Source organism: Rhizobium sp. BK456, from assembly GCF_014194045.1.
GTDB lineage: Bacteria > Pseudomonadota > Alphaproteobacteria > Rhizobiales > Rhizobiaceae > Rhizobium > Rhizobium redzepovicii.
This window is the reverse complement of the sequence record NZ_JACIAO010000007.1, coordinates 213,019-239,191: the sequence shown is the minus strand read 5'-3', so window position 1 is coordinate 239,191 and position 26,173 is coordinate 213,019. Positions and strand designations below refer to the sequence as shown.

At 59.4% G+C, this 26,173-nt stretch carries 26 protein-coding genes and 1 pseudogene; 11 read left to right on the top strand and 16 right to left on the bottom strand.

The genetic code is table 11. The features are described 5' to 3' along the window. Positions 1–17 precede the first annotated feature (17 nt). The 3 genes from FHX03_RS20905 (at position 18) to FHX03_RS20895 (ending at position 2,698) form a co-directional block, all read left to right on the top strand. Positions 18–782: a hypothetical protein gene (locus FHX03_RS20905; RefSeq protein WP_097626004.1), complete on the top strand. Its 765-nt coding sequence runs from the start codon at positions 18–20 to the stop codon at positions 780–782. 917 nt (positions 783–1,699) lie between these two features. Beyond that, a complete protein-coding gene (locus FHX03_RS20900) occupies positions 1,700–2,290 on the top strand; it encodes a hypothetical protein (RefSeq protein WP_183779563.1) in 591 nt (196 codons plus the stop codon). A 159-nt stretch (positions 2,291–2,449) separates the two neighbouring features. Then, on the top strand, positions 2,450–2,698 hold the full coding sequence (locus FHX03_RS20895; RefSeq protein WP_246699274.1) for a hypothetical protein: 249 nt from the start codon (positions 2,450–2,452) through the stop codon (positions 2,696–2,698). Positions 2,699–3,267: 569 nt separating this feature from the next. Here the strand turns inward: FHX03_RS20895 and FHX03_RS20890 are convergent. The 12 genes from FHX03_RS20890 to FHX03_RS20835 all read right to left on the bottom strand — a co-directional run bounded on the left by FHX03_RS20890 (position 3,268) and on the right by FHX03_RS20835 (position 15,998). After that, positions 3,268–3,906 carry a hypothetical protein gene (locus FHX03_RS20890; RefSeq protein WP_183855265.1) on the bottom strand — a complete coding sequence of 213 codons (639 nt, stop codon included), beginning with the start codon at positions 3,904–3,906 and terminating at the stop codon, positions 3,268–3,270. A 670-nt stretch (positions 3,907–4,576) separates the two neighbouring features. Further along, positions 4,577–4,915, bottom strand: coding sequence for a slr1659 superfamily regulator (locus FHX03_RS20885; RefSeq protein ID WP_003593689.1), 339 nt, complete (start codon positions 4,913–4,915; stop codon positions 4,577–4,579). 7 nt (positions 4,916–4,922) lie between these two features. Further along, positions 4,923–5,483 (bottom strand): slr1658 superfamily regulator, encoded by a 561-nt coding sequence (locus FHX03_RS20880; protein WP_183779559.1) that lies wholly within the window; start codon positions 5,481–5,483, stop codon positions 4,923–4,925. 3 nt (positions 5,484–5,486) lie between these two features. Next, positions 5,487–7,841, bottom strand: coding sequence for a SpoIIE family protein phosphatase (locus FHX03_RS20875; RefSeq protein ID WP_183855263.1), 2,355 nt, complete (start codon positions 7,839–7,841; stop codon positions 5,487–5,489). Then, complete coding sequence (locus FHX03_RS20870) at positions 7,841–9,013, bottom strand: class I SAM-dependent methyltransferase (protein ID WP_183855261.1); 1,173 nt, start codon at positions 9,011–9,013, stop codon at positions 7,841–7,843. The genes FHX03_RS20875 and FHX03_RS20870 overlap by 1 nt, the downstream gene beginning before the upstream one ends. Further along, entirely contained in the window at positions 9,010–9,513 is a 504-nt protein-coding gene (locus FHX03_RS20865) for a hypothetical protein (protein ID WP_409565146.1), read from the bottom strand. Before FHX03_RS20865 ends, FHX03_RS20870 begins: the two co-directional genes overlap by 4 nt. A gap of 58 nt (positions 9,514–9,571) precedes the next feature. Then, a complete protein-coding gene (locus tag FHX03_RS20860; protein WP_097625998.1) occupies positions 9,572–11,224 on the bottom strand; it encodes a putative bifunctional diguanylate cyclase/phosphodiesterase in 1,653 nt (550 codons plus the stop codon). A 196-nt stretch (positions 11,225–11,420) separates the two neighbouring features. After that, positions 11,421–12,254, bottom strand: a complete 834-nt coding sequence (locus FHX03_RS20855) for a sugar phosphate isomerase/epimerase family protein (RefSeq protein ID WP_183855257.1) — start codon at positions 12,252–12,254, stop codon at positions 11,421–11,423. After that, complete coding sequence (locus FHX03_RS20850) at positions 12,251–13,456, bottom strand: NAD(P)/FAD-dependent oxidoreductase (RefSeq protein WP_183855255.1); 1,206 nt, start codon at positions 13,454–13,456, stop codon at positions 12,251–12,253. Before FHX03_RS20850 ends, FHX03_RS20855 begins: the two co-directional genes overlap by 4 nt. A gap of 85 nt (positions 13,457–13,541) precedes the next feature. Further along, positions 13,542–13,853 (bottom strand): MocE family 2Fe-2S type ferredoxin, encoded by a 312-nt coding sequence (locus tag FHX03_RS20845; RefSeq protein WP_097625995.1) that lies wholly within the window; start codon positions 13,851–13,853, stop codon positions 13,542–13,544. Next, positions 13,850–14,884 carry a sterol desaturase family protein gene (locus FHX03_RS20840; protein ID WP_183855253.1) on the bottom strand — a complete coding sequence of 345 codons (1,035 nt, stop codon included), beginning with the start codon at positions 14,882–14,884 and terminating at the stop codon, positions 13,850–13,852. The genes FHX03_RS20845 and FHX03_RS20840 overlap by 4 nt, the downstream gene beginning before the upstream one ends. A gap of 112 nt (positions 14,885–14,996) precedes the next feature. Further along, on the bottom strand, positions 14,997–15,998 hold the full coding sequence (locus tag FHX03_RS20835; RefSeq protein WP_183855251.1) for a LacI family DNA-binding transcriptional regulator: 1,002 nt from the start codon (positions 15,996–15,998) through the stop codon (positions 14,997–14,999). A 241-nt stretch (positions 15,999–16,239) separates the two neighbouring features. On the opposite strand from FHX03_RS20835, the gene FHX03_RS20830 reads away from it, so the two are divergent. The 3 genes and pseudogenes from FHX03_RS20830 to FHX03_RS20825 all read left to right on the top strand — a co-directional run bounded on the left by FHX03_RS20830 (position 16,240) and on the right by FHX03_RS20825 (position 17,564). Then, entirely contained in the window at positions 16,240–16,917 is a 678-nt protein-coding gene (locus FHX03_RS20830; RefSeq protein WP_183855249.1) for a type 1 glutamine amidotransferase domain-containing protein, read from the top strand. Positions 16,918–16,922: 5 nt separating this feature from the next. Next, positions 16,923–17,006, top strand: a pseudogene (locus FHX03_RS34555) (aldehyde-activating protein); the annotation flags it as partial. Between the two features lie 114 nt (positions 17,007–17,120). Then, positions 17,121–17,564, top strand: a complete 444-nt coding sequence (locus FHX03_RS20825) for an SRPBCC family protein (protein ID WP_183855247.1) — start codon at positions 17,121–17,123, stop codon at positions 17,562–17,564. Positions 17,565–17,902: 338 nt separating this feature from the next. Here FHX03_RS20825 and FHX03_RS20820 read toward each other — a convergent pair whose 3' ends face one another. Next, the gene (locus tag FHX03_RS20820) at positions 17,903–18,076 is read right to left on the bottom strand and encodes a hypothetical protein (RefSeq protein ID WP_003593709.1); all 174 of its coding nucleotides are present in this window, start codon (positions 18,074–18,076) and stop codon (positions 17,903–17,905) included. A gap of 125 nt (positions 18,077–18,201) precedes the next feature. On the opposite strand from FHX03_RS20820, the gene FHX03_RS20815 reads away from it, so the two are divergent. Together FHX03_RS20815 and FHX03_RS20810 are read left to right on the top strand one after the other, a co-directional pair. Further along, positions 18,202–18,402 (top strand): hypothetical protein, encoded by a 201-nt coding sequence (locus tag FHX03_RS20815; protein ID WP_012558107.1) that lies wholly within the window; start codon positions 18,202–18,204, stop codon positions 18,400–18,402. A 1-nt stretch (position 18,403) separates the two neighbouring features. Continuing rightward, entirely contained in the window at positions 18,404–18,613 is a 210-nt protein-coding gene (locus tag FHX03_RS20810) for a hypothetical protein (protein ID WP_183855246.1), read from the top strand. Between the two features lie 97 nt (positions 18,614–18,710). Here FHX03_RS20810 and FHX03_RS20805 read toward each other — a convergent pair whose 3' ends face one another. After that, positions 18,711–19,595 (bottom strand): SDR family oxidoreductase, encoded by an 885-nt coding sequence (locus FHX03_RS20805; protein ID WP_183855244.1) that lies wholly within the window; start codon positions 19,593–19,595, stop codon positions 18,711–18,713. A gap of 91 nt (positions 19,596–19,686) precedes the next feature. On the opposite strand from FHX03_RS20805, the gene FHX03_RS20800 reads away from it, so the two are divergent. Beyond that, positions 19,687–20,511 (top strand): helix-turn-helix transcriptional regulator, encoded by an 825-nt coding sequence (locus FHX03_RS20800; protein ID WP_183855385.1) that lies wholly within the window; start codon positions 19,687–19,689, stop codon positions 20,509–20,511. Positions 20,512–20,813: 302 nt separating this feature from the next. On the opposite strand, the gene ftsZ is transcribed toward FHX03_RS20800, so the two are convergent. After that, positions 20,814–21,836 carry a cell division protein FtsZ gene (gene ftsZ, locus FHX03_RS20795; RefSeq protein WP_183855242.1) on the bottom strand — a complete coding sequence of 341 codons (1,023 nt, stop codon included), beginning with the start codon at positions 21,834–21,836 and terminating at the stop codon, positions 20,814–20,816. 288 nt (positions 21,837–22,124) lie between these two features. Here ftsZ and FHX03_RS20790 point away from each other — a divergent pair, with 288 nt between their 5' ends. Both FHX03_RS20790 and FHX03_RS20785 read left to right on the top strand, forming a co-directional pair. Continuing rightward, a complete protein-coding gene (locus FHX03_RS20790; RefSeq protein ID WP_245426816.1) occupies positions 22,125–22,337 on the top strand; it encodes a hypothetical protein in 213 nt (70 codons plus the stop codon). A 592-nt stretch (positions 22,338–22,929) separates the two neighbouring features. Further along, positions 22,930–24,603 (top strand): hypothetical protein, encoded by a 1,674-nt coding sequence (locus FHX03_RS20785; RefSeq protein WP_183855240.1) that lies wholly within the window; start codon positions 22,930–22,932, stop codon positions 24,601–24,603. An 81-nt stretch (positions 24,604–24,684) separates the two neighbouring features. Here the strand turns inward: FHX03_RS20785 and FHX03_RS20780 are convergent, their stop codons facing one another. Beyond that, positions 24,685–26,034 carry a reverse transcriptase domain-containing protein gene (locus FHX03_RS20780; RefSeq protein ID WP_183855238.1) on the bottom strand — a complete coding sequence of 450 codons (1,350 nt, stop codon included), beginning with the start codon at positions 26,032–26,034 and terminating at the stop codon, positions 24,685–24,687. Positions 26,035–26,173 lie beyond the last annotated feature (139 nt).

Below are 26,173 nucleotides of genomic sequence, written 5' to 3'. Positions count from 1 at the left end.
AAAAGGCGGAGGTGCCGATGGATAGGCAAGAAGGCTACAGGCTGTTGCAGCGCTTGAGTGAGCTGGAAAGGCATCGAAAGCCGTTCGAACCGGTGCTGCGATATCGGCCGGCCTCTGTCGAGCGCCCCGACTATAACGGTCTCTCGGAACCTGAGATAAAGGTCTTCGAAAGCGCAATGGAGATCTTGTTGTCCGCGCTAGGTACGGCCGCGAACCATCTTAAGTTCGATGGTTGGCAGCAGACGCGAAGCCCGGACCTTGCCGATAGGATCGAGTTCACCAGGGCGGTTCATCGTTTCAATGCTGGCTTCTACGAGCACGAAATTCCAGGTTACGACCGGGAATCCCGGATGCGACGTCTTAAACGGATACGCTCCGTTTACGGAGCATGGGCGGAACCTATGAACGCACTGCCCCCGCGTCTCGAATACAAGATATTTGTCCATCCAAGCAGCAACGAGGTGCTCATTCAGACCGTCGCCGGAAGCGAGGTCGCAATTTTCTTGGGACGAAAATTCGTGCCGGCAGCACTCATCGGACTTCAATGTGAGTTCATCAAGAACCGTTTCACGAGCCCAGACGATAAACAGTCAAGCAGTTACACTGCCAAAAGCGGTGGAAGGAAAATCTCGGGCTCGCTCACGCGACACACCAGGGATACGTCCGATGACTATCAGTTTGAGGCAAGGGTCGGTGACGATTTACCGTCCAGCTTTGACAGCATGAGAGAGCAATTCTTTCACGTGTTTGCCGAGATGCGAACTCTCGGCCGGTCTCTCTAAGCGATTTCAGATAATCTTGGCGCCATGTGAGATCTTGGTCGGCGGCTGCCTTGGCGCCCAATGTGCATGCCATTTTAACCTGATGAAAGATAGATTGCGGTCGCGCATTGCACATCGGGCTGAGGTCGGGTTCGCGGCCTCGGCTATGGTCCTAGGCTACGCAGCCGCTCCTGACCGCCAGCGTGCTGCGGCGATCGTCTCGGCCGATCTCTCCAGCTAAAAAAGAAGGATTTACGGAGGGCGCCGCCTCTGCGTTGACCCGTCAATCCGGCCATGGCTAAGGTAACGGGCTCCGCAGCAGGATTAGTAGTTCAGGTAAATTGAAGATTTTCCGAACTCTGTCATCCCTCGACCTGCCGCGCCCCTCCGTGCGGTATCGCTGATTAAAGCGGCATCAGGTAATACAAAATGACCCGTCCTGGCGGGGCATTTCCTTATGGACTCCCGTACCGCAGGAAGGCTTCACGCGACCTAACCATAGGAATCACTGGTGCGAGTAGCGACCCTTGTCCAGCGCTCACCGCGCTCGGGGAGCGGGGCAGCCCCCTGCAAGTTTGAACGTCCTTGACATCGTCCGGCCATTGACGGTGAGCCTCACGTCGACTCCGCCGTGCTGTGAGAACCTCCAATGTAATGTCCATGGAGAAACTCCTTGTTACTCGTCCATGGAAACTCGATCACAGATCAGGCGACAGCGGGCAATGTGGGGGCAGACCATCGGTTACGTAGAGCACGGCGAACATCTATCCAAAAGGCCTGTTAACGGTCACAAACAGAGCAAGATCAATGAACGCTTACCTTGGAATGCATAACGACTCCCACCTATGATCCAATCAGCCAATTGCGGATTGCTTTATTATCACAAATATCTATCGCCAGATTCAAAAGGGACTTCTCCGGCTTTTTAAGGCGTGAATATGATTATCTATGCGACCAAAAATGACGCCGATTTAATCCGAACCTGGATCAACGACGAGCCACATATCGCGTGGATCGTCAAAAATTCAGAACAGGACCGCATCTGCCAGTGGAAGGCAGTCGATTCCATTGAGGTGCTGGAAGAGCAGATATACGCGCTGTGGCATGTCAAAAGCGGGGCGCTCAACATTCCGTCTGTTGACCGCAATATTCCTGATGAGATCGTCGCCGATCCATTCGCCGGTTGGTTCCAGACGATGCAGCACAGTGGCCAAACGTCGCCATGGTTTGGTGGCAATTTGCCGGGACCTTATACATTCAGCTTCGCTGAGGCTGGTCAGGAAGCACCAGGAAGTCTCGCCAGATCGGAATTCAACTGGCTTGAAGATCGTTACAAGTCCATTGGAAAGCCTGCACACCCTGATGCCAAGCGTTGGTGGAAAAAATTGCGCCGCTTTCTCGACAAGTCCTCAGTACAAGTGCCATGGACGATTAGCACAAACCGGAAGCGGGTAATTATGGCCCACGTCTTTCCTGAAGCTAAGCTTCAAATCGAAACCGGGCGGCATCGCGACTTGAATCCCCGCTGAGGACGGCGATCAGACAATTAGCGCTCCGTTCGATACATATTTGCCGCGTCTTCTACCCCAGACATTTCATCCAAAGTTTATTTTCTAGGTGAGACCGGCACAACGCTTACGCTCTAACGCAGTTTCGGCAGAAGCGGCTTAGGAAGAAAGGAGTGGACGATGAAAGCGATCACGGTTTCTGGCTTCATTATGCTAGTCTCAGCACCTGGTGCATATGCCGCAACCTTGACCGGGGAGCAGTTGAAAGGCGAGTTGGAGGCCACCCAATCCACTGGAAGTCAAAGACGCAATCGGGCATCACAACTTATAAACCAGACGGAACGATTGAAGCGACTGCCGACGGGACAAGGCCACTTACAAGGGCACATGGAGCATCAAAGGCAACAAGATGTGCGAGAAGTTCGATAAGGAAAAATGCGCGACGATCAATTCGCTTTGGGGGAAGAAATACTCCAAGGGGACGGAACGCTTACGGTGGAATAGCTGCTGTTTTGATTTTCGTAGCCAGGCGGCACGTAAACCGCCTGGCTTCTCGCGCAAGCCCGAGGCCGAAACTCGCGAAGGCGCGAAAAACCGGTTCAGGGAATCGCGAGGTTTTCAGGTGGCGATCGCCGCGCAGCAGGTTCAGCCAGGCCCGCCAGTTTTTCCGCGCCTATGGCCGCGATATGACAATCGTCGTAGCGGAAGTCTCCGTCGAGCAAGGCGGCTTGAGGCGCCACCCCGCCTGTGCGCCGAACGGTGCGTCAGGTCGCTGCCCGTTACCCTAATCCGACCGGAATCGAGGCCGGTGGCTCGACTCCGATCGGTGTCGGCAGGTGGATGAGGGGCATCCCTGCCGATCTCTCAGAGCACGTTCGCGCCCCGAATTTGCTCAAAAAAAGAGAGCATTCCGTTACTCAAACAAAGACGGAAATGCTCTCATAGTCTGGCGCGCAACATAACCGATTAGCTGCGCACCTCACGCAACCCACTGGTGGCTATTCGTCTGACGTCGCCGGCGCGGCGTTTTCCAGCGAGGTGCGGATTTGATCGATCTTACCGTTCGCATCGCCCACGCCCAGAATGGTCTTCGCTTCAGCCAGGACCGCCGGGCTCACCTGACCGGATTTCGTTGCGGAAGCCAATGCATCCTCCAGCGCCGCGTCCCCAAGCAGAGGATCGGTGGCTGTGGGCTCGATTCCGTTGTCGATTTCATACTGGGCATAAGCCACGGCATAGGCCGAGATGGCCGTCATGCGTGGGTCCGAGGTATGCATCAACGCCCTGTAATTCCGCTTCAAGGAGTTCAGGCCCGCAAGCTGCGCCGAAAGGTTTTTCTCTTTTGTGACCCTGTCTGTTCTTGCCGACTTGGACTTGCCTTCCGCTTCCGAAGATTTGCCTTTCAAGCCTGTCGATTTGGAGCCGCTATTGGCTGAACCTCTGCCCTGGTTGTCGCTGCCGTGGCTGCCGCTGCTTCCATGACCGCCGCCATTGCCGCCGCCGTTACCGCCGCCGTTGCCACCACCATTGCCGCCGTCCTTCGCTAGCGCGGCCATATCAATACCGGCAATCGTGACCGGGCCTGCGGCAAGAGCCAGCGAGAGCACAGCCAGAGACGCTAAGGTTGCTATCCGCATCGTTTTCCTCCGGATCAGATCAATAGGCGCCGTGCAGTTTCACGACGTAAGCAGTTGTGAAAGATTAAACCGCGATCGCATTCTGCACATCGGACTGAGGTCTGGTCCCGGCCCACGGCTATGGTCTTAGAGGAAACGCCGGCTTAGCTGACTTGGTGAGGGTGGAAAGGTGTGCCGGCCCGATGAAACAGCCGAGACGCAGCGGCTTGTAAGCCCCCAAGTTTGGCTGGAAAACCAGCCCCACTTTCCGTCTTCCTTGGCCTTGGCCGAGGACCCACGCCACGGTGCGGTGGATGCTCGGCTCAAGGCCGAGCACGACGGAGGGAGGGCGGGCACAAACATCTATTCACGGCGCAGAGTCGGTTCTAACCGCCGACGTGCCGGCGGCCATCATCGCGGCCAATCTGGTGGAGTCGATGCGGGAGGGGCGAGCTGGAACAGGGTGTGTGCTACACCATGTGAGCGGAGGATTGGGCGCGTGGACGCCAGCCGTGCTCCCTCATTCCTGTGCTTGTCACAGGAATCCCGTGCGCCCAAGTCCTTGGGCGTGAAAGACTTTTTCCGCGCGATTTGGTTCGTTCACGGCGCGGACGCGCCGTGGCTGGATTTCTGTGACGAGCACCGGAATAGGGGTGGAGACATGAATGCCTTGAAGCACGGACGCCCAAAATTACGCCAACCGCAAATCAAGAAGCGGGTGCAGCTTCTTGAGGTTCGGGAGGGATTTGGCTTGCCAGGGATATTGATGCGTGCCTTTGACGATGAGCAGCAGGTCGCCCATCTTTCTGGCCTCGATGGTCAACTTGGCCAGGAGATTTATGCCGGAGGAATTGAGAAACTCGAGACCGGTCAGGTTGAACGTCACCTGTTTGTGCCCGTCGTGGAGCAGGCCGGAGATCAATGAATAGATCGGTGCATAGGCGTCCGGTCCGGCCAGCCGGAAGACGCCGTCGAAATAGACTTCGTTCTGTTCCGCCCATACACGGAAGTTTTCGTCGCTGATTTCCATTCTTCGCTCACGGATTGGAGGAGGGCGGCATTGCCACGGCTGCAGTCGTCGTCAGGATAATACGCTCATCATTATTCTCTTCGAATGCCCATGCCATTTTTGCGTCGTAATCGCTCAAAAGGGTCAGCAAGCCCAAGCCGGAACCGCTTGCAGACGATATGGCGTTGGTTTCGATTTGCTCAAGAAGAAGTTCCCCAGGATCCTTCGATTGCAGGCGGCGCAGCAGTTGCTGAAAGCGTGAGGCTGTCGCGCCGTCGATGGTGTTCTTTACCCGTATCAAAAAGCTCCCCTCGGATATGCCGGCTTCAATGAGGATCTCACCCGGCTGTCGAAACTTGACGGCGTTTTCGATCAGCTCGTTGCTGAGATAGCCGATGTCATGATGCGCCTGCATGTAGTCCTTTCTTGAACGTGAAAAGGGCAGGGCCATGACCTCAGCGATGAAGTCGGCCGTCATGCCCGAGTGCTTCCATCCAAGCTGAAGCGGTCCATCGGTCAAGGTGAGGCGCGTGCCCGAATCCAGGCTTATGTCAGTCAGAGATTCGATGCCGTATACCGTTGGCGCCATGACTCACCTATGCCGTACTGCGAGAAGCGTGATGTCGTCGTAGATTTTCTGCGATCCGATAAAGAGCATGAGTGTCGCCACAATTTCGGAAACGACTTTCTCAGCGCTCAAATTCCTGAGGCGAACGGCTTCGCAGCACAGCCGGTCCATGCCGAACAATTCTCCGGCGTCGTTTTCGGCTTCCGTGACGCCATCGGTATGCAAGAGTATGAGATCCCCCTTTTCGAACGCGATTTCACGGGTTTTGATGAAGGCGGAGATATCCGCTTCCAGCCCGATCGGTATGCCCAGATCCATGGTGTCTATGCGTTCGACCTCCCCGTTTGCCCTGACGACGATAACTTCCTCGTGTTGCCCCGACAGGATCATCTCTTTTCCGTCGTAGTCAAGAAACGCCAAAGTGAGGTGCTTATCGATTTTCGTCCTGACGATATTTTTGAACAGGGCGCTGTTCAGATTTGTCAAGAATTCGACGGCATCGGTGTTTCCGGCTTCCTGCAGGGCGCGGGCGACAGACTGAACCATCAGCATCAACACGCCGCTTTCCAGCCCGTGTCCGGTGACGTCGCCGATGCCGATCTTCAACCGGTTTCCGTTCTTCAAGACGTCGTAATAATCGCCGCCGACCTCTTCCGCAGGTCTCATATAGGCGGCGATCTCGAGTGCCTGAAAGTCCTCGAGCTCCTGATGCAGCGGAAGCACCATCAGCTGGATTCTCTCGGCGACGGCGAGCTCCGTTCCAAGACGTCTGTTTTCTCGCTGCAGTTGTGCGTTCAGCGTCGAAATCTCTTCCTTTGCATCTTCGATTTGAGCGGTCCGCTCTTCGACGAGCTGCTCGAGATTTTCGGTGTGATAGCTGATTTCTTCGGCCATGCGATTGAAGGCTTCACCGGCCTCACCGACTTCGTCCTTGCTCGATATGGCGACCCTGACCGAATAATCCTTCGTCTGGATTCGCTTGGCAGCACCTGCCAGGGCGCTGATTCCGCTGGTTATTCGTTTCGATGCCGCAAAGACCGCGATCGTCACGATCAGCAGGGACATCAGGATCGCCAGAATTTGGTAGAGCACGATCCGGTTCGTCGCCTCGGAAATCTTGGCCTGGGCCGCATAGAGCGAGGCGTCGATTTCACGCTCGGGCACAACCACCCCAAGCAGCATTGCCTCTTGGCGAACCGGGCCGCTGACCCAGAGATTGGTCGCAGGCAGTTTCTTCACGATGGCGATATACGGGACCTCGCTGCCGTCCTGCTGTAACAGCAAGTGTTGGATGCCCTGTTCGCGGTCGAGGGCCAGTTTGGCGATTGCAGGCTGGGAGCTTCCCTTCAGCGAGCGCTCCAGGCCGGTCACGCCGGTTCCGCTCGCACCGCTTGCGGAGCGCAGGCCGAGGGTTTTTTCGCCCGTGCTGTTAATCGCGACGACATTGCCGTCGGACATGGCGAGAAACCCGAAGCCCGATTGGGCGACTTTGACATTTTCAACCGTTTGCGCCAGCTGATCGAGCGTGATGTCGGCGCCGGCTGTCCCGGCGACATCCTGCCTGTCGGCTGTCCATAGGGGATGAAAGAAACTGACGATCAGCTTGCCGGTAATGGCGTCGGTATAGGGCGCTGTCTGGGTGATGTCATCCGCGACAGGCCGCGTCTTCATATCCTTGGCCCAGCCCTGCCAGGATTCGTAAAGTCCGGGGAAAAAGAAGTCCCAGAAATTGGCCTCGTTATGGCCGGGATAAAGGCGATCGAAAGTCTGGGCCTGGTCGGTATAGGGCGCCGTTCTGAAGATCGGCCGTTCTTTCGAGCCGATGTAATACATCTGCAGCTTCGAAGCACCGTGCTGCAGCAGGCTCGGCGCAACAAGATCCAGAACCGCGCTCGTGCGGATATCGCTCTCGACGTCCTGCCTTGGCTGCCGGTCCTGTCCGAGCAGGTAACCCCAGACGCTCACGACCGAGACCGAGCCCGGAGCGTTCTGAGACCACTTCCCCTGCGGATCATAGGAAAGGCTGACGCTGCCCGGAGATGTGCGGGAGATGGCCGCGCCGACGTCGGAATTGCGCGCGGGATCGTCGATCTGCGCCTGCAGCACGCCGGCGAGCGTACTGACGTCGCTATGAACCTGCCGCAGCAGCAAACTCACCTGTGACGCTGTCGAATCCGCGTAGGTGCGGATGTACTCCTGGCTTGCCGCTTCGAGACCCTGGCCGACCTCGAGCGTTGCGTCGCGCGACAGCCTCTGAACGTTCCAGAGCGCCAGCCCGCCGCTGACCAGCAGGTCGAAGAGGACAGCTCCGCCTACGACCAGGATGAACTTTGCCCGAAAGCCTATTCCTGCCGGTCTTTTCAGTGATCTGCCTCCCATCACAGTGGCTTTCGTCCGGAAGCCGCCCAGATCGGCCAGCCGGCATAACCCTTGGGGTGAAGGGCGGCAAAAACGTGATCCCTGAACCCTTGCCGGAACCTGCGGATAAAGTCCACCGAGTCGCCGCGCCGGACCGCCATCTCACCAGCATAGACATTCTCCCAGGCTACGATGATGTCGGCGAAGTCCTGAGGATCCCCGTCGAGGTTCGTCACCATGAAGCAATCGACCTTGATGGCATCGAATCCCGCATCGGCGAGAAGATGCCGGCTTTTCGGCCCCATCTCGACATCCATGTCGAAGTGCCTGAACAGTTTGGCGACTTCCTCGTAAGTCCATTTGATCGTTTCCGCATGCGGCTCGCCCAGGCAATGCGAATTTTTTTCGTTGGTGATGTAGACACGGCCGCCGGGTTTGCAGATGCGGTAAAGCTCCCGCAACAGCATCTCGGGACGGTTGAAAATCTGCAGCGAATGCCGGCAGGTCACAAAGTCGAACTGGTTGTCCCGAAGCAGCATTTGAGAGGCGTCGCCATAGGTATACTCGATCCCCTGCAGATCGAAGTCGGCAGCGACCCTGCGGGCATAGTCGAGGCTGCGCATGGAATGATCGAGCGCCACAAGCCGTTCCGGTTTGAATTCCCGTTGAACCAAGGCGGCGAAATCACCAATTCCGCAACAGATGTCCGCCATGACAAGGCCGTTGCGCAGGCCGTGGCGCGGCAGCAGCTCGCGTTCGTGCCTCCATGTCATTTTCGTCTGGGTCCGCAGGATGGGGATGAAGCTCTCATCCTCGACAAAGGTCTGGCCCGGATAAAACGCCGAATCGTAGACTTCAACCGACAGGTTTGGCTGTGATGTCGCCAACGTCTGGAACAATGAGGTCGACCAGGCCACCACGCTCGACGTAATGATGACGATCTTCCGTTCCGGCCTTGTCCGGCAGTGTGCCGTCAAAATATCGGAGAGGGCTGTAAACGCCGTCATGTTGATGTGCGTCAAACGTTTGACGTTCAGGTAAACGACGCCGCTGTATTGTTCCAAAGTTTGCCGCACCAGCTTAAGAGCATCGGCAATCTCGTTTGCACTTTCGGGCCGCATCTTGCCGGACAGCAGCAGCTCCTGATTTGTCGGATCAAAATGGACGGTGAACGGGCGGGCAAGCAGGTTCATTGGAAATCCTCGGCCGAGGGGAAATCCGCGATGATCTGCATCCCGTGGGTGCCGTCCTGCTCAATTCGGATAGCGGCACGGAATATGGTGGCCAGATCTTTGAGCAAAATCGTCCCGTCGGACTTCAGGTCAGGCCCGGCGCCCGGGAGAGGCTGGCGTCCAGTTGACCTCATGCCGGTGCTCTCGCGGTCCTCGCGGGCAAAGGCAATTCTCAGCCGGTTGGACGTCGCGCCGCGATAGAGACTGAAACTTATCCTTCCCGGCTCACGCGTCGAGCGGAAGGCAAGTTCAATGAGTTCGTTGGCCGCGACGGAAAGAAAATTCGAATATCGAGCCGGGTCGCTGTGACCTTGGCCGAGAATGTCGGAGAGATATTCGGTAATCCTGTCGCAAAACTGCCACTGAGATTTGAACGTCGCAACATTCAGTTCCAGCGATACCATCGGCGCCAATGCATGGTCATCGAAGCCAGATGCTTGCTCTTCCAAAACAGCCTCCATCAGTTTGTCTGGCGCGTCAGATGCCCTCAAAAAAGCACGGCGAAAAATCTCTGGCTTGCTATACCAGCGCGTGGCTCACAGGTGTTTCAGCCCGGTTGATGAATTCGCCGATCGCCTCGACCGGAAGCGGCCTGCTCACCAGATAGCCCTGAAGCCTGTCGCAGCCCACACTGTGCAGCCATTCCGCCTGAGCCGGCGTCTCGACCCCTTCGGCCGTCACCTGCATGTCGAGGCCATGTGCGAGGTTGACGATGCAGCGGACGATCGTCTGGCTTTTCGGATCGCTTTCCAGATCGGTGATGAAGTATTTGTCGATTTTGATCGTGTCGAAAGGGAATGTCTTGAGATAGCTGAGTGAAGAATATTCGGTCCCGAAATCATCCAGCGAGATCCGTATCCCCAGTACGTTGAGCGTATTCAGCGTGTCGATGTTGTTGACGGTGCGCTCGAGCAGCACGCTTTCGGTGATCTCAAGCTCCAGACGCTCGGGCGGAAGTCCGACAAGGTCCAGCGTCTGCGATATGCGATCCGTGAGGCCGCTCGTCAGGAATTCTGCCGCCGAGACATTGACGGCCACGATGTAATTCTCAGGCCACTTCATCGCTTCGCGGCATGCCTGCTCCAAAACCCATGCGCCGATGTCAGGCATCATTCCATCGGCCTCGGCCATCGGAATGAATGCCGCCGGTGGAATTTTTCCAAGCAGCGGGTGGTGCCATCTCAGCAACGCTTCGAACCCGACAATGCAGCCGCCTTCGGCAAGGGGTTGATATTCGACGAAGAATTGCTGTTGGTCCAAAGCCATGCGCAGGCTGCGGCGCAGCAATTCGCGTTGCTCCAGCAATTCCAGCATTGCGGCATCGAAGGCTTTTGCCCGGCCGCGCCCCTCTTGCTTGGCGGCATAAAGCGCAAGATCGGATGCCTTCATCAACTGCTCCGGATTGGTTCCATCTGGAGGAGCTGTGGATATGCCGATGCTGGTGCCGACAAAGACCGCGATGCCATCGATCGTGAAAGGCTTTTTGAATGCGGCAACCAAAGCTTCCGCCAACCGGTGCGCTTTGGCCGGATGTCCCGAGCCCCTGGAAATGACCGTGAATTCGTCGCCGGCCAGTCGGTAGGCTCTGTCATCGCTGGTCAGGCAGTCTTGAATACGCCTTGCGGCAAATTGAAGAAGCTTGTCACCGGCTGGATGCCCAAGCGTGTCGTTAACGGGCTTGAAATCGTCGAGGTCGAGCTGCATCAGAGACAGGGTCTCGTCCGAGCCTGCGGTCTCCTGCAGCAGCGCAGCAAGGTCGTCGCTGAACTGGCGTCGGTTCGGCAGTCCCGTCAGCGGATCGTGGGTCGCCAGATGCAAAAGGGTCGCGCGCTCATCGTCGACAAGCTCCTCGGAGCGAACCACGGCAAACAGCTCTCCGATCCGATAGATCGTCAGCCCGTGCGCGCCCGGCCTGCCCAGATCGCCCGATATTCGCAACGGCTGGGCGCTGTCATCCAAGGAGCGGAAAGCGAGCGTAATCGCTGATTTGTCCAGCTGTGGAAAATGCTCCCAAAGTGACGCGGCCGGTTTGACGGAAGCAGGCAGTTCATTGCCCAGCAAATTCTCGACGGGATTGAAGTCGCGGTCAAAGAACAAAAGCCGGTCGATCGAAGTCGAAGCTTCTGGCTGTGTTTGTCCGAGGGCCGAGCTGGCCGCACGAATTTTCCGCATCTTCGGGCCTCTCTCAGTCGAATGTCCTAACCAGATATCGTAGCAAATCAACTGTCGCACAACTTGTGCACGTCAAGATTTACATTAGGCACCCCTGATTAACAATCCCAAACCTCTGCCGACACGCTTACGATTTGGGGCACACTGCACTGATCCAACAGGGGATTTGCACGATGAGGACGCGGAGTAACGGGATTTAGGCAGCGGCGGCCCAGAGTTCACGCACCAGCTGCCGCAGCGCCAGGGCCTCAGCCCATCGATCGGACGAGTCGTTGCCGTCTCTGCCGGTGATCGCATAGGGTTTGGGACCCAGCTCGCATGTAAAGATCAGTTCAGCGTCCTCGGCGGAGCGGGATCGCCAGTGGCGAAAACCATACTCCCACCACTCGATGAAGAGATCGACCCAGGGCCGGTGGTGCGGAAAGGAGATCTCGATCTGCACCTGTTCAGGCGAGGCAACCCGACCGTGAAATGCCTGGGTGTTCCCTAGGATGCGTCGGATCAGAGCGTGGTTTTCCTCATCGACCGGAAAGGCGAATTCGCGGCCGACGAGGAAATGCGACAGGTCGGCCAGCAGCGGGAGGTCGGGACGCTGATCGAGCAGATCCAGCGTAAAGAACAGGTCCGCGGTCATCCTGTCGCGATGCGTTTCAATGAACACGGGGATGCCGGCATCTTCCGCGAGCCGCATCCAGCCGTCGAGAAGCGGCAGGCAGGCATCGATGCGGCGCGGGCGGATATCGGGTTGCAGGTTGAGGTGGCTGACCGGAAACTCCGCGGCCAGTTCCAGCGGCAGACGCAGATCGTCGACACAGCGAGGGAAGCAGCCCCCTTCGATCTTCAAGCCGCTGCCCCGGATGGCCTCGTTGAGGGCAACGACATCGCCCCGGTTGGTGTAATGCGCGCTGATGCCGTCGAAGCCCGCCTCTGAGATCATCGCGATGTTCTCGTCGAGTGTGCGCTCGAACCCATCCGTGTGCCGCCGCTCCATGGCCCAGAGCGATTGGAAGATCAGCAGCTTCTGTGTCATGCGGCCCGCGCGCTCTTCAGAAGCATTTTGAGGTTTACGCCCGGGTCTGCCAGTTCTGCGGGGCTGGGGCTGAGGCCCGCGGCAATCAGCATCTCGGCGAGCTTGATGTCTCTGGCCAGGCCATTGCCGGTGCTGAGGCCCGCGGATGCCGCGAGGCGTCCGTTGTCGAGATAAAACTCCAGTTCGCCCTCCGCGGCCGAACGCAGGACGATCTGATGGGCGGGCTGCGGCAGTCCCGCCACCTGGAGGCCGAGATCATACTGGTCTGACCAGAACCAGGGGAGGGCGCCGAAGGTCTCGGCGGCACCGGCCATATTTCGCGCCGCGGTCTCCGCCTGCGTCCTGGCGTTGCGCCAGCTTTCATAGCGGATATATCCGCCGCCCGGCTGGGCCACCGCCGCGCAATCGCCTGAAGCGAAGACGTTCGGTGCGCTGGTGCGAAGATCGGCGTCCGTCAGAATGCCGTTGCCGGTGGCCAGTCCCGCTGCTTCCGCCAAAGCGATGTCAGGCACCACTCCGATGGCGCTGACGACGAGATCAGCATGCACCAGACTGCCATCGGTCAGGGTGACGCCGTCGTCGCTGATCGCCGCCACGCCTCGATCGAGGTGAAAGCGCACGCCTTCCGCAACATGTCTGGCGTGCAGCGTTTCGGCAAAGCGGGCGGGGACGGCACGGCCCAAAGGTCTCAGCGCGGCTTCGATCACGCTGACCGAAACGTCCTTTCCGCGCAGGACCGCTGCGAGTTCCATCCCGATCAGGCCGGCGCCGATGATCGCCACGCTCCGGCCCGGCGCAACACGGGAGAAGATCGCTTCGGCATCGGCGTGGGTGCGGAAATCGAGTGCGCCCGCTGCACCGGGACATGTGAGCCGTCTCGGCCGCGCGCCGGTGGCCAGAAGCAGCTTTTCATAGTGGAGCACCCGGCCGTCGCTCAAGCGCACCGCTCCTGCGCCAGCATCCAGCTCGGCGGCCGACAAGCCCTTGAGATAGGTGATGCCGGCCGCATCCAGCGCTTCTGCAGCGCAGATCAGCTTCATCTGCACCGCATCGCCGACGGTCTTCGACAAAGGCGGCCGTTCATAGGGCAGGTGGGGCTCGGCGCCGACCAGCGTGACGGGCCCCGAATAGCCTGCTCCACGCAGGGCAAAGGCTGCCCGGGTGCCGGATTCGCCGGCGCCGATGATGACCATACCGTCCATGTTTTCTCCGTGAAAAAAGCGGCCGGCGCTCGTGACGACATAAAAACCAAGGCCTAAAGCGCTGCGCATGTCCGGGCGACATGCATCAAGCCAGAGCGACGCGAACCTCTCCGTCGATGACCTCTGCCGGATAGGTTTTCAGATTTTCGCAGGCCGGAAGCCTGATGGCCTCGCCAGTGCGATAGTCGAAGGCGCCGGAATGTTTTGGACATTCCACCTCGAAATCCATCACCAATCCGTCGGCGAGATGGATCGCCTCGTGGGTGCAGAGCCCGGCGGTGCAGTAGACGCTATCATCCGGGCCACGGTAGATCGCGTAGGTGCGCCCGCCATGGTCGAAGCGGATGGCGCCTTCCTGTTCGATGTCGTCGAGTTTGCCAGCTGAAACCCAGGTCATTCGGCCGCCCCCCCGACTTCCAGGCGGGCCTTGCTGGCCGCGAGTTTTTCCTTGCGCCTGCGGTAGCGCTCCTGCATCTGCGCTTCGCCTTCGGGCGAGCCGTCGTGCCAGGTGCCGAACCATTTATCGAGCGGGATCAGTGCGTCGCCGTAGTTCACCTCGAAATATTTGTGGTGGAGGTAATGCGCATAGGCGTGGCTATCGACCAGTTTCTCCTTACCGATCTCGACCTTGTCGAAGCCGACATGGCCGGGAATGGCCCCGAAACCCGCATAGTGCAGCTGGTAGAGCATGAGGATCGGGTTGGAGGGCAGGAACAGATGGTAGAAGGCGGTCCCAAAATAAAGCAAGTGCTCGATCGGATGCATCGACAGCGACGACCAGGGTGAGGGGTTCACCGAATTGTGGTGGACCGAGTGCACCCATTTGTAGAGCAAGGGCGTGTGAATCAGCCGGTGTATACAGAAAAAATGGAACTCATGAATAATCGGCACCACGAGCGCGACAAGCGCCAGCGTCCATGGATTTTCCGCAAAGCTCAGCCACGGCGCGTAGCCATTGGCATAGGCCCAGAGCATGCCGACCTCGACGGCGGTCCAGATCGTCACACCCCACAGGAAGGTGCGCAGCATGTTGTCGAGGTTCTGGCGTTCGAACCAGAAGGCGTTGCTCTTGTGGTCGGCCGGGAACTTGCCATTGTACTTGAAGCGGTTTTCCTGCCGTTTCAGCACGTAGAGATGCAGTTCGAAGGCGCCGTAGAACAGGAAGACCGCGACGGCGTTCACCGCATAGAGCCAGGCGATCCAGCCAAGGCTGAGCGTGCGCATTGTTTCCACCGGCGGAATGACCCAGGCCCAATAAGCGACGGCGGAGGCGGCAAAAATCGCATTCCAGGGAAAGAAGTAATGCGGAAGCCATTTCAGGACCGCCATCAGCCGCGGCGGAAACGCAAACAGCGGGGCGGTTTCGGCAGGCTGGTTCGGCGCCCAGTCGCCACGCTTGTTGCGCTTGCCGAATTTCAGATCATCCATTGGCATCTCCTTACGGCGGGCCGGATGTTTCCGCGTCCGCCCGCATCTCTCTGCTGACTGGAAATTAGCAGGGACGCCGGTAAATGCCGAAGCCTTCCTTGATCTGATTAGATCAAAGCCCTTCCTTGGTGATGGTAATAAAACGGATTGGTGCCTGGTCCGGTTTGATATCGGTCAGGCCAACCCGGCGCAGGATCAGATCGAGCGATCGTCTGGCCTGCGCCTCGGGCGCCTGGTCGAGTACCACATCCATGATGCCGTCCTGCAAGGCGCTGCGCGTATAATCGGTGAGTTCGTGGCCGACGAAGAAGATGCCGCGTTCGCGCGCCTGCCGCCGCAGCACACTGATCAGCGCCGAATTGCCACCGCCGGCATTGTAGAGGCCGGCAAGGTCCGGATACATCCGCAAGGCCGAAGACAGGAGTTCGGCGCCGAGATGCTCGTCGTCGAGACCGAACCCCAGCTGCTGGAAGCTGGTGGAGCCGGGATGCTCGAGAAAATAATCCGAAAAACCGCGGATGCGATCGCGGTGCACCTGATAGATCGGATGGCAGATCGCAAAGACCGGACCAGTCCGGCGTGCCATTCGGCTGATGAAGAGCGCTGCCGTCCGGCCGGCGGCATAATTGTCGATGCCGACGAATTCGCCTGTCCGTTCCGAGGCGCGAGTGACGACGTGGACCACCGGCAAGCCTTGGGCGCTGACCGTCTCGACGGCCGCGCCGATCACCGGATTGCTGGGCACCGCCAGGATCAGGCCGGCGCGCCGCAGGCCGGCCGACAAGATGCGGCGCGCGATTTCTTCCGGCTTCATCTCTTCGGTAAAGCTGCGATGCACGATCACCAGCGGGTCGAGGGTGGCCGCGATCCTCTCGAATGCTGCGGAGAGCCGCTGATAGAAGGTCGTTTCAGGACGGACCATCAACACCTCTATGCGCAGCAGGCCGCGATGCGTGTCCGGGAGCTTGCGGGGATAATCCAGTGCGCGCGCGGCAATGATCACCTTCTCGACCAGTTCCGGGCGAACGCCGCCGCGTCCGTTCAGGACCCGCTCGACCGTGGCCGTCCCGACGCCGGCATGGCGGGCGATATCCCGATAATTCGGCTTGTTCACTTTTCAGGTCCCTGGAATGGCCAACGCGATCGGATCGATCCTATGGGCAATCCGTCCCTCTTCATACACCGGAGCCTCGGAACGTACAGAGGCTGGTCGGTGCAGGGTTTGAGCGACACTTGTATCGCGGGTGCAGTCGATCTATGATTTCTTCCACTTCAGCATGAGATTGCAGGCAGTATTTCACCGTTAAACCGGACGCGGGGGACTTTGTCCTCCGGCCGGCCGAAGGAGCTGGGCAATGAAAATTCTCATGGTTCTCACATCGCATGATCAGCTGGGAAATACCGGCAAGAAGACCGGATTCTGGCTCGAGGAACTCGCCGCCCCTTATTTCGTCTTCCGTGACGCCGGGGCCGAGGTCACGCTCGCATCGCCCAAAGGCGGCCAGCCTCCGCTCGATCCGAAGAGCAACGAGCCGGCGTTTCAGACCGAAGACACGCGCCGGTTCGAACGCGACCCGGCGGCAACGACCGCGCTCGCCAACACGCTAAAACTGTCTGACATCGACCAGGCCGATTACGACAGCGTGTTCTTTCCCGGCGGCCATGGCCCGCTCTGGGATCTGACGAACGACCGCAACGCCCACACGTTGATAGAGGAGACGCTTGCTGCGGGAAAACCGCTGGCGCTCGTCTGTCACGCGCCGGGGATACTGACCAAGGTCAAGGCTCCGGACGGCGGGCCGATCGCAAAGGGTCGGACGGTGACCGGATTTACCAATTCCGAGGAGGCCGCAGTGCAGCTCGTCGAGGTCGTGCCCTACCTGCTCGAGGACGTGCTGAAAGAGCAGGGGGCGAAGTTTTCGACGACGGCAGACTGGGCGGTGCATGTCGTCCAGGACGATCAACTGATTACCGGGCAGAATCCGGCCTCGTCGAAGCAGGCCGCACGCCTGCTGCTGCATGCGCTGAGCTGATATAGCCGGGGGTCGAGATGTTCACCAAACGGCGGCTGGCTTGGGCAACGCCCCTTCACCTTCCGCAGTTCGAAGGCATGCCGAGCTGACGGCTGCGCAGCCTTACGCGATTTTTCTTGAAGAAAAGATCGATCCCGTGTCGGATCGGCGAAGGCTTGTCCGTCCTTAGCGCGTTCATTCTGTCCACTACAAGGATCACCACCATGCCGAACACCATACGCCTGCACCGCGTTTTCGCGACCAGCCCGGAAAAGGTCTATCGCGCCTTTATCGAGGCGGACGCGCTTGCCAAGTGGCTGCCGCCGAATGGCTTTCTGTGCACCGTTCATCATATGGAGCCGGTCGTCGGCGGCACGTTCAGAATGTCGTTCCGCAACTTCACCACCGGCAACAGCCATGCCTTCGGCGGCGAATTCCGCGAACTCGTCCCGGGCGAACGCGTCCGCTACACCGACAAGTTCGACGATCCGAACCTGCCGGGCGAAATGGAAGTTACCGTGACGCTGAAAAAGGTCTCGGTCGGTACCGAGGTTGATATCACCCAGGCAGGCGTGCCCGACCTCATCCCGCCGGAGGCTTGTTATCTCGGCTGGCAGGAGTCGCTGAAAAACCTCGCCAGGGTGATCGAGCCCGATATCCAGGAATAGCGCGATTGCGCCGGGGCTACCGGGACTGCATTACGAAACGGGAGCAAGCTCCCGGCATCGTCGATAGAATAGGATGCCACGTCGCCCCTCCGCTTTCGCCCCGGCTCCTATCCCCTCGGCCGGCCGCGAGTAGAAGGTAGGGCAGAGGCGTTGTCGGTCAATGACAGGCGGGGGTTGCGGCGTGTGCATGCCTGTACAACATTTGACAGGAAGCGCTCACCGGGTTCCTCATCTCTGTCCTTGGGTCAAAGGCCGAGAACAGAAATGAGGGAAAGATGGGCTTCCACACAACTGTTGGCGGTGATATCGCCACCAGGTAAGCTGGCGGCACGCGCCGCTCAATTGCTCCCGTCGTTCGGCCGCGCCTTGGCGCTGTCGTTGCTGCTGTCCGAGGCAGTTTTGCCGTCGGGCTGCTGACCGAAATATGTGCCGCCGAGGTGGCCGCCGGCGCTGGTGTTTTTGACCTGCTGTTCGGCGCGTTTCTGTAGTTCACGGACGTTGGTCTTGCTCATCTTCGGCTCCCTGTTCGAGGTTGCGACCTCGGGACAACCGTTGGGGAACGACACTGTTCCATATTTTCTGCGGGAACACTTGGCGCCTTTCCCGGTTTTTCCTCCTCAACCAAGGAGAAACGACGATGGGCATGACGACCCCCAAAGATGGTGCTCCCGGCACCACAGATCAGTCTCCCCGATGGGAAGGCCCGAAGGGAAACACCCCGCGCGGCTATCTCAAAGCCAAAGACGATCCGGACCGCGATCGCGACGCGAAGGGCGAAAACAACCGCGATCCCGAGACCAAGGATCTCGGCGATGCGCTGAAGCAGAAGGGCGAATGAGATGGCCAACCCCGAGAAAGACGCGGCCGGCCAGTTCGCCAAATCCCGCGCCGACAGGAAGAGCACCGGCGTTGCCAGCGCCAAGCCGACCGTCATCACCGGCTCCGAAGATGCAACAGTGCACAAGAACCCGCCCGGCAAGAAGAAGCCGCAGAAGGATTGGGACATCAACTACGATCCCTCCGATATGAATGAGGGGCGGATGCGGTAGGCGAAGAATTCCCCTTTAAGTCTGCAGGCAAGCCGACCCCGGCTTTCGGCTTGTTGGGGGCGGCGATGCTCCTGCGGGTGGGCGTGAGGATGAGCTCTTAAAAATAAGCCGCGTGGTCAATATCGGCGAGCAGGTCCGGCTGGGTGGGCTGCCAGTTGAGGAGCGCGCGGGTGTGCTCGCTCGACGTTGGCACGTCGAAGCCCGCGAACATCGCGAACCAGCCGAAATGCGCAGCCGCTTCCTCGCGCGACTTCGAGACCACCGGAACATTGAGCCGCCGCCCGATCACCTCGGCGATCTTCCGGAACGGCACGCCCTCCTCGGCGACCGCGAGGAAGGGGCCGCCCACGGCGCCGCGCTCCAGCGCCAGCCGATAGAGGCGGGCGGCGTCGAGCCTGTGCACCGCCGGCCATCGGTTCTGGCCTTCGCCGATATAGGCCGAAACGCCCGTCCGCCGGGCGAAATCGATCAGGATCGGCACGAAACCGTGATCGCCGTGGCCATGCACCGAAGGCGGAAGCCGGACAGTCGAGGCGCGCACGCCGCGTGCCGCAAGTGATACCGCGGTGATTTCCGAGGCGCGGGGATAGGTCTCTGTGGTGGGCATGGGCGGATCTTTTTCGGTGCCGACGCGGCCGGGCGCATGGCCGAGGCCTGCGGTGACCAGCAGGAGACGGCTGGAGCCTTGGAGAGCTTCGCCGAGCGCCTCGATGGCGCGCCGGTCGAGGGCGCAGTTTTCGGCGAATTTCGAGAAATCATGGTTGAAGCCCGTATGGATGACGCCATCGGCCTCGGCGGCGCCGCGCTTCAGGCTCTCTACATCCTCGAGCGTGCCGCGATGGACCGCAGCGCCGGCGGCCGCCAATTCCTCAGCTCCTTTTTCCGAGCGGGTGAGGCCAAGCACCTGGTGTCCGCCGGCGATCAATTCACTAACGACGGCCGAGCCAACCCAGCCGGTGGCTCCGGTTACGAATACGCGCATGTCAGCGTCTCCTGTTTTGCTGGAGACAGATATCGACCACGCTGCTATCATGGTAAAGTAGTGATATTATCATGGTATAATGCATAACAGGATGAGCGAATTCGTCACCTCCGAAAACCGGCTGGGCGCCTATCTGAAGGACCGCCGCGCCAAGCTCGATCCGGCCGCGCTCGGCTTTGCCGGCGAGCGTCGCCGCACGCCGGGGCTACGCCGCGAGGAGGTAGCAGGCCGCGCCAATATCAGCCCCACCTGGTACACCTGGCTGGAGCAGGGGCGCGGCGGCGCGCCGTCGGCCGACGTGCTCGACCGGATTTCGCGGGCGCTGATGCTCACCGATATCGAGCGCGAGCATCTTTTCCTTATCGGCCTCGGCCGCCCGCCCGAGGTGCGCTATTGCAGGCAAGACGGGGTGACGCCCAGGCTGCAGGGCGTGCTCGATGCACTGGACCCGAGCCCGGCGCTGATCCGCAACGCCATCTGGGACGTGATTGCCTGGAACCGGGCGGCAACCATGCTGCTGACCGACTACGGCGCACTGCCGCCGGAAGAACGCAACGTGCTGCGCTTCATCTTCCTCGAGCCGCGCGTGCGCGCAGCCCAGCACGACTGGGAAAGCGTCGCCCGCTTCGTCGTTGCAGCCTTCCGTGTGGACGCGGCCCGCGCGGGTGCTGCGGCCGAGGTCGAGCCCTTGGTCGACGAACTCTGCCGCAAGAGCCCGGAATTCCTGGCAATGTGGCGTGACAACGATGTCCGCACCCACGGCGAGGGCGCCAAACACATCAAGCACCCGGTGCTGGGGTTGCTCGCCTTCGAATACTCAGCATTTCAGGTGGATGGCCGCCCGGATCTCAGCATGGTGGTGTATAATCCTGCCACGGCGGAGGATGCGGAGAAAATCAGAGGGCTGGTGGGGTGAGGTATTAGTCGGGTTCTCAGTGCGGGACTTATGCGAGGCGCACCCGCCTCGTCCTTCGAGGCGCCAGCGTTCGGCTTCTGCGTCTCAGAATGACGCTATCCTTAGCGGAGACGATTCATCTCCACCGTCGTCTATGATTTTCCGCAGCGGATACTCTCTACATCCCAAAGTCGAAGACCGTCGAAATCTCCGTGTCTGGATATCTTGGACATGCTCTTCGCTGACCGGGTTTCAGCTGGCCAAGCGGCGACGTCGCCCCGTCCGTTCTTGCACCGGGCGACGTCTAGTCAACAGCGGCGGCCCTACTGCAGCGTGCGCGTCTGGATCTGCTCTACGGCTGGCTGAGAAGCGGAGGCGGGCACGGCGCCGCCTTCCAGGCCGGTCGCCACGACCGAGACGCGGAACCTGCCGTCAAGGCTGCGGTCGAAGATCGCGCCGACGACGATATCGGCGTCGTCCTGCACTTCGTCGCGAATGCGGCTTGCGGCTTCGTCGACTTCGAACAGGGTCATATCCGAACCGCCGGAGATCGAGATCAGCACGCCCCTGGCGCCCTTCATCGAGATATCGTCGAGAAGCGGATTGGCAATGGCCGCTTCCGCCGCCTTCATCGCGCGGCTTTCACCGGAGGCTTCGCCAGTGCCCATCATGGCGCGGCCCATGCCGCGCATGACCGATTTCACGTCGGCAAAATCGAGGTTGATCAGGCCTTCCTTGACGATCAGGTCGGTAATGCAGCCGACGCCGGCATAGAGCACGCGGTCAGCCGTCATGAAGGCATCGGCGAACGTGGTTTTTGCATCAGCAATGCGGAAGAGGTTCTGGTTGGGAATAACGATGACCGTATCGGCCGCCTGGCGAAGCGCCTCGATGCCGATTTCCGCCATCCGCATGCGGCGGTTGCCTTCGAAGGTAAAGGGCTTGGTGACGACGCCAACCGTCAGGATGCCGGCCGCACGTGCGGCGCGGGCGATGACGGGTGCTGCGCCCGTGCCCGTTCCGCCGCCCATGCCGGCGGTGACGAAGCACATGTGCGAGCCGGCCAGGTGATCCATGATCTCATCGATCGATTCCTCGGCCGCCGCGTGGCCGACCTCCGGCAGGGAACCGGCGCCCAGACCCTCGGTCACATTGGCGCCGAGCTGGATACGGCGCGTCGCCTTGGAGGTGGCGAGCACCTGAGCATCCGTGTTTGCGGCGACGAATTCGACGCCTGCCAGGTTTTCCGCGATCATATTGTTGATCGCATTGCCACCACCACCGCCGACGCCGATCACAGTAATGTGCGGCCGCAGTCCCGAAATGCCGCCCTTGGCGTCCGTCATCGCGCTCTCCTTTGATGCTTCGTTCACGCCACGCCCTCGTCGCGGATAGCGAATCGGCGCTTAGGATAGCCGCCCAACAAGGCGGAGGCGAGGCGAAAGACGTCTCAGCGGGAGAGATCAAGATCGGGACGGGGCTTGGTGCTGCTTTGAGGTAGGGCGCTGTGGCGGCCACTCCTTGAACTGGATGCGCGGACCGGTTTCGGCCCATGAATTGGAACCAGGATCGCACCCGTGCTGTTTAACTGGAAGGACGATCGGTCTTTTAGTTCACCTATGGAGGAGCGCGACATGCATACGACCCGATCGAAAGAACTGGCGGATGAATATCTGCGACTGGGCGGTAAACGGCTGGCCAAGATCGATGATAATATCGTCAAGATCCGCCACTGGGAGGATGACACGCCGGAGGCCGAGGCTTTCTGGCAGAAGAACATTGAGCCGCTGGATGAGCGGCGCCGCGTAGAGGTCGAAACGCACCTTCCCACGATCAACGACAGGTGATCGCAGCGATTTCCCGCGCGCCGGCTGTCCAGTCGGCGCCGTTGCGACAGGCGGATCGTGCATCCGTCCCTACGAGATCGCTAGGGAAACGCGTCAATGATGCTTTCATTCAAAATATAGAAGTGTTCGCCCATCTTGCTGACGCGAACGTCAGATATGTCGTCTGAACTGCGGACGCTGACAAAGCCGACCTCAGATTGTTCTGGAACAACGCCGATACGGCCAAGCCCGAAGGCTCCGCCGGCCAGGTCCCGAATTTCTACAAGACCGTACGGCGTATTCTCTATCGGTACGCGGGCGCTTCGATACTGCCGACCGATGAATTTCTGAAGCGTAAGCAGAGTGTCCGCTTCGCCACCCAGTCCGGCCCGATGCCTCTTTGCATGATTACCTCCGAACTTCCCGCGTCGACCGTTCCCCCAGTGTCAATGGAATACGCGCCCAAGGGATACCGAAAATTTGAGCCTTGCCGTTCACGGTGCAGGCGTGAGTCTTTGATAGGCTCTCTCCGCTATTTGAGCTCGGATCGCAACGACAGAAATGGTGGGCTATGGAAAGCGGTGATATCCCGATCAAGTCGGGTGGAGGGCAGATGCGCAGATATTTCCCGCTCTCGCTCCTTGGCCTTATAGTGACGGGGGCCGTCTTCGTGCTTCAGGCCATACCGTTCACAGGCATCTTTCTGATGTTCGTGCTCGCCATGGCCTGGTCGATCGTGCTCGTCAATGCCAGCATGATCGGCGTTGCCATCGAGGCGGTTGTTGGGCGCGTGTCACGCCTGTGGCTTTTGCTGCCGCTGATCTTTTACGGAGGATACTGGACGGCTGCGGCGCTCGATCATTTCGCCTTGCGTGATCTCGCCAGCCGCATGGATTCCGCCAATGCGCAGGTCGTGACCGGATTTGATCCCGCTCGCCATGCGCTGGTCTTTGCGAAAGGCGGGGCGTGGGATGGGGCGTGGCTGACCCAGAATTTCGCGCTGCCGGTTACTTACTCTGTCAGTCCAAACTTTCCAGAGGGATATCTGTCCAATCGGATGATCGACAGCGCGGTCTGCGCCGAAGTCCGCGGGACACGCGCGCTGCAGTCGGCCTTCATGCATGCACTTGATTTCCATGATGGGGAAGCACTCGACGACAGGCGCACGGAAAGTCGTTTCTGTAATTTATCCATGCCGGAAAAGCCAGAGCTGCCCATCGTCACCGTCAGTCAGGAGGAGACGAAGGATTTCGAGAAAAGCCTGCCGCTGAGACGGATCACGACGACGATCACCATGCCGGACGGTCGACGCTTCCAGCTTCTCGGAGGTACGGCTGCACCACTCAGCTGGATACCCATGCCGATCATTGGATGCTTTCTCAACTCCGGAGCGCCCAGCTGGGACTGCAGCGCGGAATTCACGCGAAACGGATTTACCCCGATCATCTCGAGCAACACCCCATACAAGGGCGATTCCTCGGTGCTCGCCCGGGCTCTCGGCCTCAAGCCCATGGCGGTCGACAATCGGGTTGGAAGCGATAGCGCTGTCGTCCTGGCGAAGATCGCCGCGACAGAAGAGGCGGCCCTGGCTCGCCAGATTGCCAATGTCGACGCCATGATCGCCGATCCGGCCGCTAAGGTCACCGAATGGCAGGTCGATGTCCTCGTCAATCGCACCGATGCGCTCACTTCCCGTGCCGACGCGATCATGACCGGCATCGAGCGGGCAGCCGCGATGACAGGGCGATCGCGTTCTTCGGCACGGGCGAGCGGCCGTATCCTCGCCCGCCTGGCGGCCGCCCTGCCGCCGCACAAATTCGTGGAACTCGGCCCCCGTCTTCTGTCGGTTTATGCCGCTGCCGACAACGACCACTGGCTTTGGGAGGCGGAGCCGCTCTTGCGCCGGCTCGGCGATCTCGGCCCCAGCGCTTTGCCCTACCTTGCCAATCCGCGCGCATCTCTGCCTTCGGTCAATGGAGCAGGCGTCGAAGGCCTGTGCCGGATTGGCTCATCAGGGCGTGCTGTTGCCGAACCTTTCCTGCTCGCGCTGTGGGCGAATCCCAATCTCGGCTACGACAGACTTAGCGATTTGTTCGCTGCAATGCGGCGCATGGGAATCTCGCCGCCGCCTCTGGTCGATGACAAGCGCAATCTCCTCCCCAGGCTTCAGGCCGACTGGGGCGATGTCTCGCCATCATCGCCGCCGCGGGTCTGCGCAACCCGCGCGGAGCTGGGCGCCCGGCAACAGGAAAAGAACGGTGGGGTCCGGCGCAATAATCTTTACTGACGAACTTTTCGAGAATTGGCGGCGCGCGTCTTCCTCAGAAAGCATACGGTTGAGCCAAGAGCGGACGCAAGATCGGATACACTATTGGGTAGTATTGCCCGCGGTCCATCGCTTTCTCTCAAGAAGATACATCGCTTGCATCGATGGAATACCAACCACCATCATCCGAGTGGTTTGATCGGCCGTGCCAAGCATACGGCCTAAAATTGCTTCATAATCTGAGATTTGCTTGCCAACGAAGTCGTCAAGTTGTTCGAAAGGCCGGTCGTCAGTGCAGAAGGCAAATGCTTTTTGCCATCCGTAGATTTTTTTTCCTATCGAGTCCAGCGTGCCGGTTCGAGACAGCTTCTGGTGGAGCGACTTCTTGGTTCGGAGCGCTTCTTTGATGGCCGATTTGGAATCTGAGAGCGATTTCGTAACACCTTCTTTAAGGCGCGTAATGGATGCAGCGCTGGGCACACAACGTTTGGGCTGAATTGTGCAACCAAGAAAATTGATAGCATTGCTGCACTCGCCTCTAGCTGCCTTGTCGCTGCCTTGAACAGGATTATAGAGGCCGAAGCCAAAAGACGTTAGCGCTGCCTCTGCATGCTTGATCGCTGAATCAAGAAGCGTCTCTGCGCTGGCAACCATAAGTATATCGTCAATATAGCGTACGGCAGTAACGCCCATATCATTTAACTTGTGGTCCATTTCATACAGAAAGACATTCCCAGCAAATGCGGAGAGAGAAGATCCCTGTGCAACTCCGATGCCGCCTTGAGGGAAAAGCTCAGCATATCCCTGTAGCTCGTCCTTGTTTGCCAGATGGATGGCCAATCCTTTCTCAAAAAGGTCAGCCAACGCATCATCTCTGGTTTCGGCCCTTACGAAGTCCACAACTCGCGCGGTTGGTATTTTCGTAAAGAAAGCCTTGATGTCAGATTGATAAAAATACTTCGCGCCCGCATCGATTCCTTCACGGATGAGCTTAATCGCTGGTGACACGCCTCCGTAGGGATAGATGAGACCTCCGACGCCAAACCGGGACTGGTTCACGTCGTTTATCTTTCCGAGCCGCACGTCGCGCTTCATTTCGTATCGGGTGTCTTGTTCTTTTAAGTCCAAGGCGACACGAGGCTGTAGAACCTGCAAAATTGCCCGTTGGACGACACGGTTCTTGAGGGTGGCGATTGCGATAGGACGCGGGTCTTTTCCCGCGGCTATTCGCTTCCGGGCGTCCTTCAGAACTCCTTTGACTGGATCAAATGTAAAGCGGTTCTCGCGGAGCTGCGTGATGATACGACGCAAGTGTCGTTGATGGGCATGCTCGAACTCTGATGCAGCCCCACGGATTTCATCGTTCTGAGACGATAGTGCACTCCGTTTCACGTGCCGCCATGCCGAAAAGATGTTGTGCTCTGACCTGACATCCTGAATCAGTGTTGCCATCTATTCTCCGCTCGGGTCCCCGTACATACCATCCCGACCGTTGACAGGCACCCATCCACTGCCCACGGCAGATCCGCGACGACAGACACCTAGGCAGCAAGTGCCACCTTGGCGTGGTCCCCTTGGCGCGCGATCCGCA

Excerpts from the sequence above, each read along its gene's own strand:
- FHX03_RS20840 (WP_183855253.1), bottom strand. The coding sequence starts at position 14,884 with ATGGATGATCTGAAATTCGGCAAGCGCAACAAGCGTGGCGACTGGGCG.
- FHX03_RS20830 (WP_183855249.1), top strand. The coding sequence starts at position 16,240 with ATGAAAATTCTCATGGTTCTCACATCGCATGATCAGCTGGGAAATACC.
- ftsZ (WP_183855242.1), bottom strand. The coding sequence starts at position 21,836 with ATGACGGACGCCAAGGGCGGCATTTCGGGACTGCGGCCGCACATTACT.
- FHX03_RS20870 (WP_183855261.1), bottom strand. The coding sequence starts at position 9,013 with ATGAACCTGCTTGCCCGCCCGTTCACCGTCCATTTTGATCCGACAAAT.
- FHX03_RS20895 (WP_246699274.1), top strand. The coding sequence starts at position 2,450 with ATGAAAGCGATCACGGTTTCTGGCTTCATTATGCTAGTCTCAGCACCT.
- FHX03_RS20855 (WP_183855257.1), bottom strand. The coding sequence starts at position 12,254 with ATGACACAGAAGCTGCTGATCTTCCAATCGCTCTGGGCCATGGAGCGG.
- FHX03_RS20785 (WP_183855240.1), top strand. The coding sequence starts at position 22,930 with ATGCGCAGATATTTCCCGCTCTCGCTCCTTGGCCTTATAGTGACGGGG.
- FHX03_RS20800 (WP_183855385.1), top strand. The coding sequence starts at position 19,687 with ATGAGCGAATTCGTCACCTCCGAAAACCGGCTGGGCGCCTATCTGAAG.
- FHX03_RS20875 (WP_183855263.1), bottom strand. The coding sequence starts at position 7,841 with ATGGGAGGCAGATCACTGAAAAGACCGGCAGGAATAGGCTTTCGGGCA.
- FHX03_RS20890 (WP_183855265.1), bottom strand. The coding sequence starts at position 3,906 with ATGCGGATAGCAACCTTAGCGTCTCTGGCTGTGCTCTCGCTGGCTCTT.
- FHX03_RS20885 (WP_003593689.1), bottom strand. The coding sequence starts at position 4,915 with ATGGAAATCAGCGACGAAAACTTCCGTGTATGGGCGGAACAGAACGAA.
- FHX03_RS20860 (WP_097625998.1), bottom strand. The coding sequence starts at position 11,224 with ATGCGGAAAATTCGTGCGGCCAGCTCGGCCCTCGGACAAACACAGCCA.
- FHX03_RS20850 (WP_183855255.1), bottom strand. The coding sequence starts at position 13,456 with ATGGACGGTATGGTCATCATCGGCGCCGGCGAATCCGGCACCCGGGCA.
- FHX03_RS20880 (WP_183779559.1), bottom strand. The coding sequence starts at position 5,483 with ATGGCGCCAACGGTATACGGCATCGAATCTCTGACTGACATAAGCCTG.
- FHX03_RS20815 (WP_012558107.1), top strand. The coding sequence starts at position 18,202 with ATGGGCATGACGACCCCCAAAGATGGTGCTCCCGGCACCACAGATCAG.
- FHX03_RS20805 (WP_183855244.1), bottom strand. The coding sequence starts at position 19,595 with ATGCGCGTATTCGTAACCGGAGCCACCGGCTGGGTTGGCTCGGCCGTC.
- FHX03_RS20820 (WP_003593709.1), bottom strand. The coding sequence starts at position 18,076 with ATGAGCAAGACCAACGTCCGTGAACTACAGAAACGCGCCGAACAGCAG.
- FHX03_RS20825 (WP_183855247.1), top strand. The coding sequence starts at position 17,121 with ATGCCGAACACCATACGCCTGCACCGCGTTTTCGCGACCAGCCCGGAA.
- FHX03_RS20900 (WP_183779563.1), top strand. The coding sequence starts at position 1,700 with ATGATTATCTATGCGACCAAAAATGACGCCGATTTAATCCGAACCTGG.
- FHX03_RS20845 (WP_097625995.1), bottom strand. The coding sequence starts at position 13,853 with ATGACCTGGGTTTCAGCTGGCAAACTCGACGACATCGAACAGGAAGGC.
- FHX03_RS20905 (WP_097626004.1), top strand. The coding sequence starts at position 18 with ATGGATAGGCAAGAAGGCTACAGGCTGTTGCAGCGCTTGAGTGAGCTG.
- FHX03_RS20865 (WP_409565146.1), bottom strand. The coding sequence starts at position 9,513 with ATGGAGGCTGTTTTGGAAGAGCAAGCATCTGGCTTCGATGACCATGCA.
- FHX03_RS20780 (WP_183855238.1), bottom strand. The coding sequence starts at position 26,034 with ATGGCAACACTGATTCAGGATGTCAGGTCAGAGCACAACATCTTTTCG.
- FHX03_RS20810 (WP_183855246.1), top strand. The coding sequence starts at position 18,404 with ATGGCCAACCCCGAGAAAGACGCGGCCGGCCAGTTCGCCAAATCCCGC.
- FHX03_RS20790 (WP_245426816.1), top strand. The coding sequence starts at position 22,125 with ATGCATACGACCCGATCGAAAGAACTGGCGGATGAATATCTGCGACTG.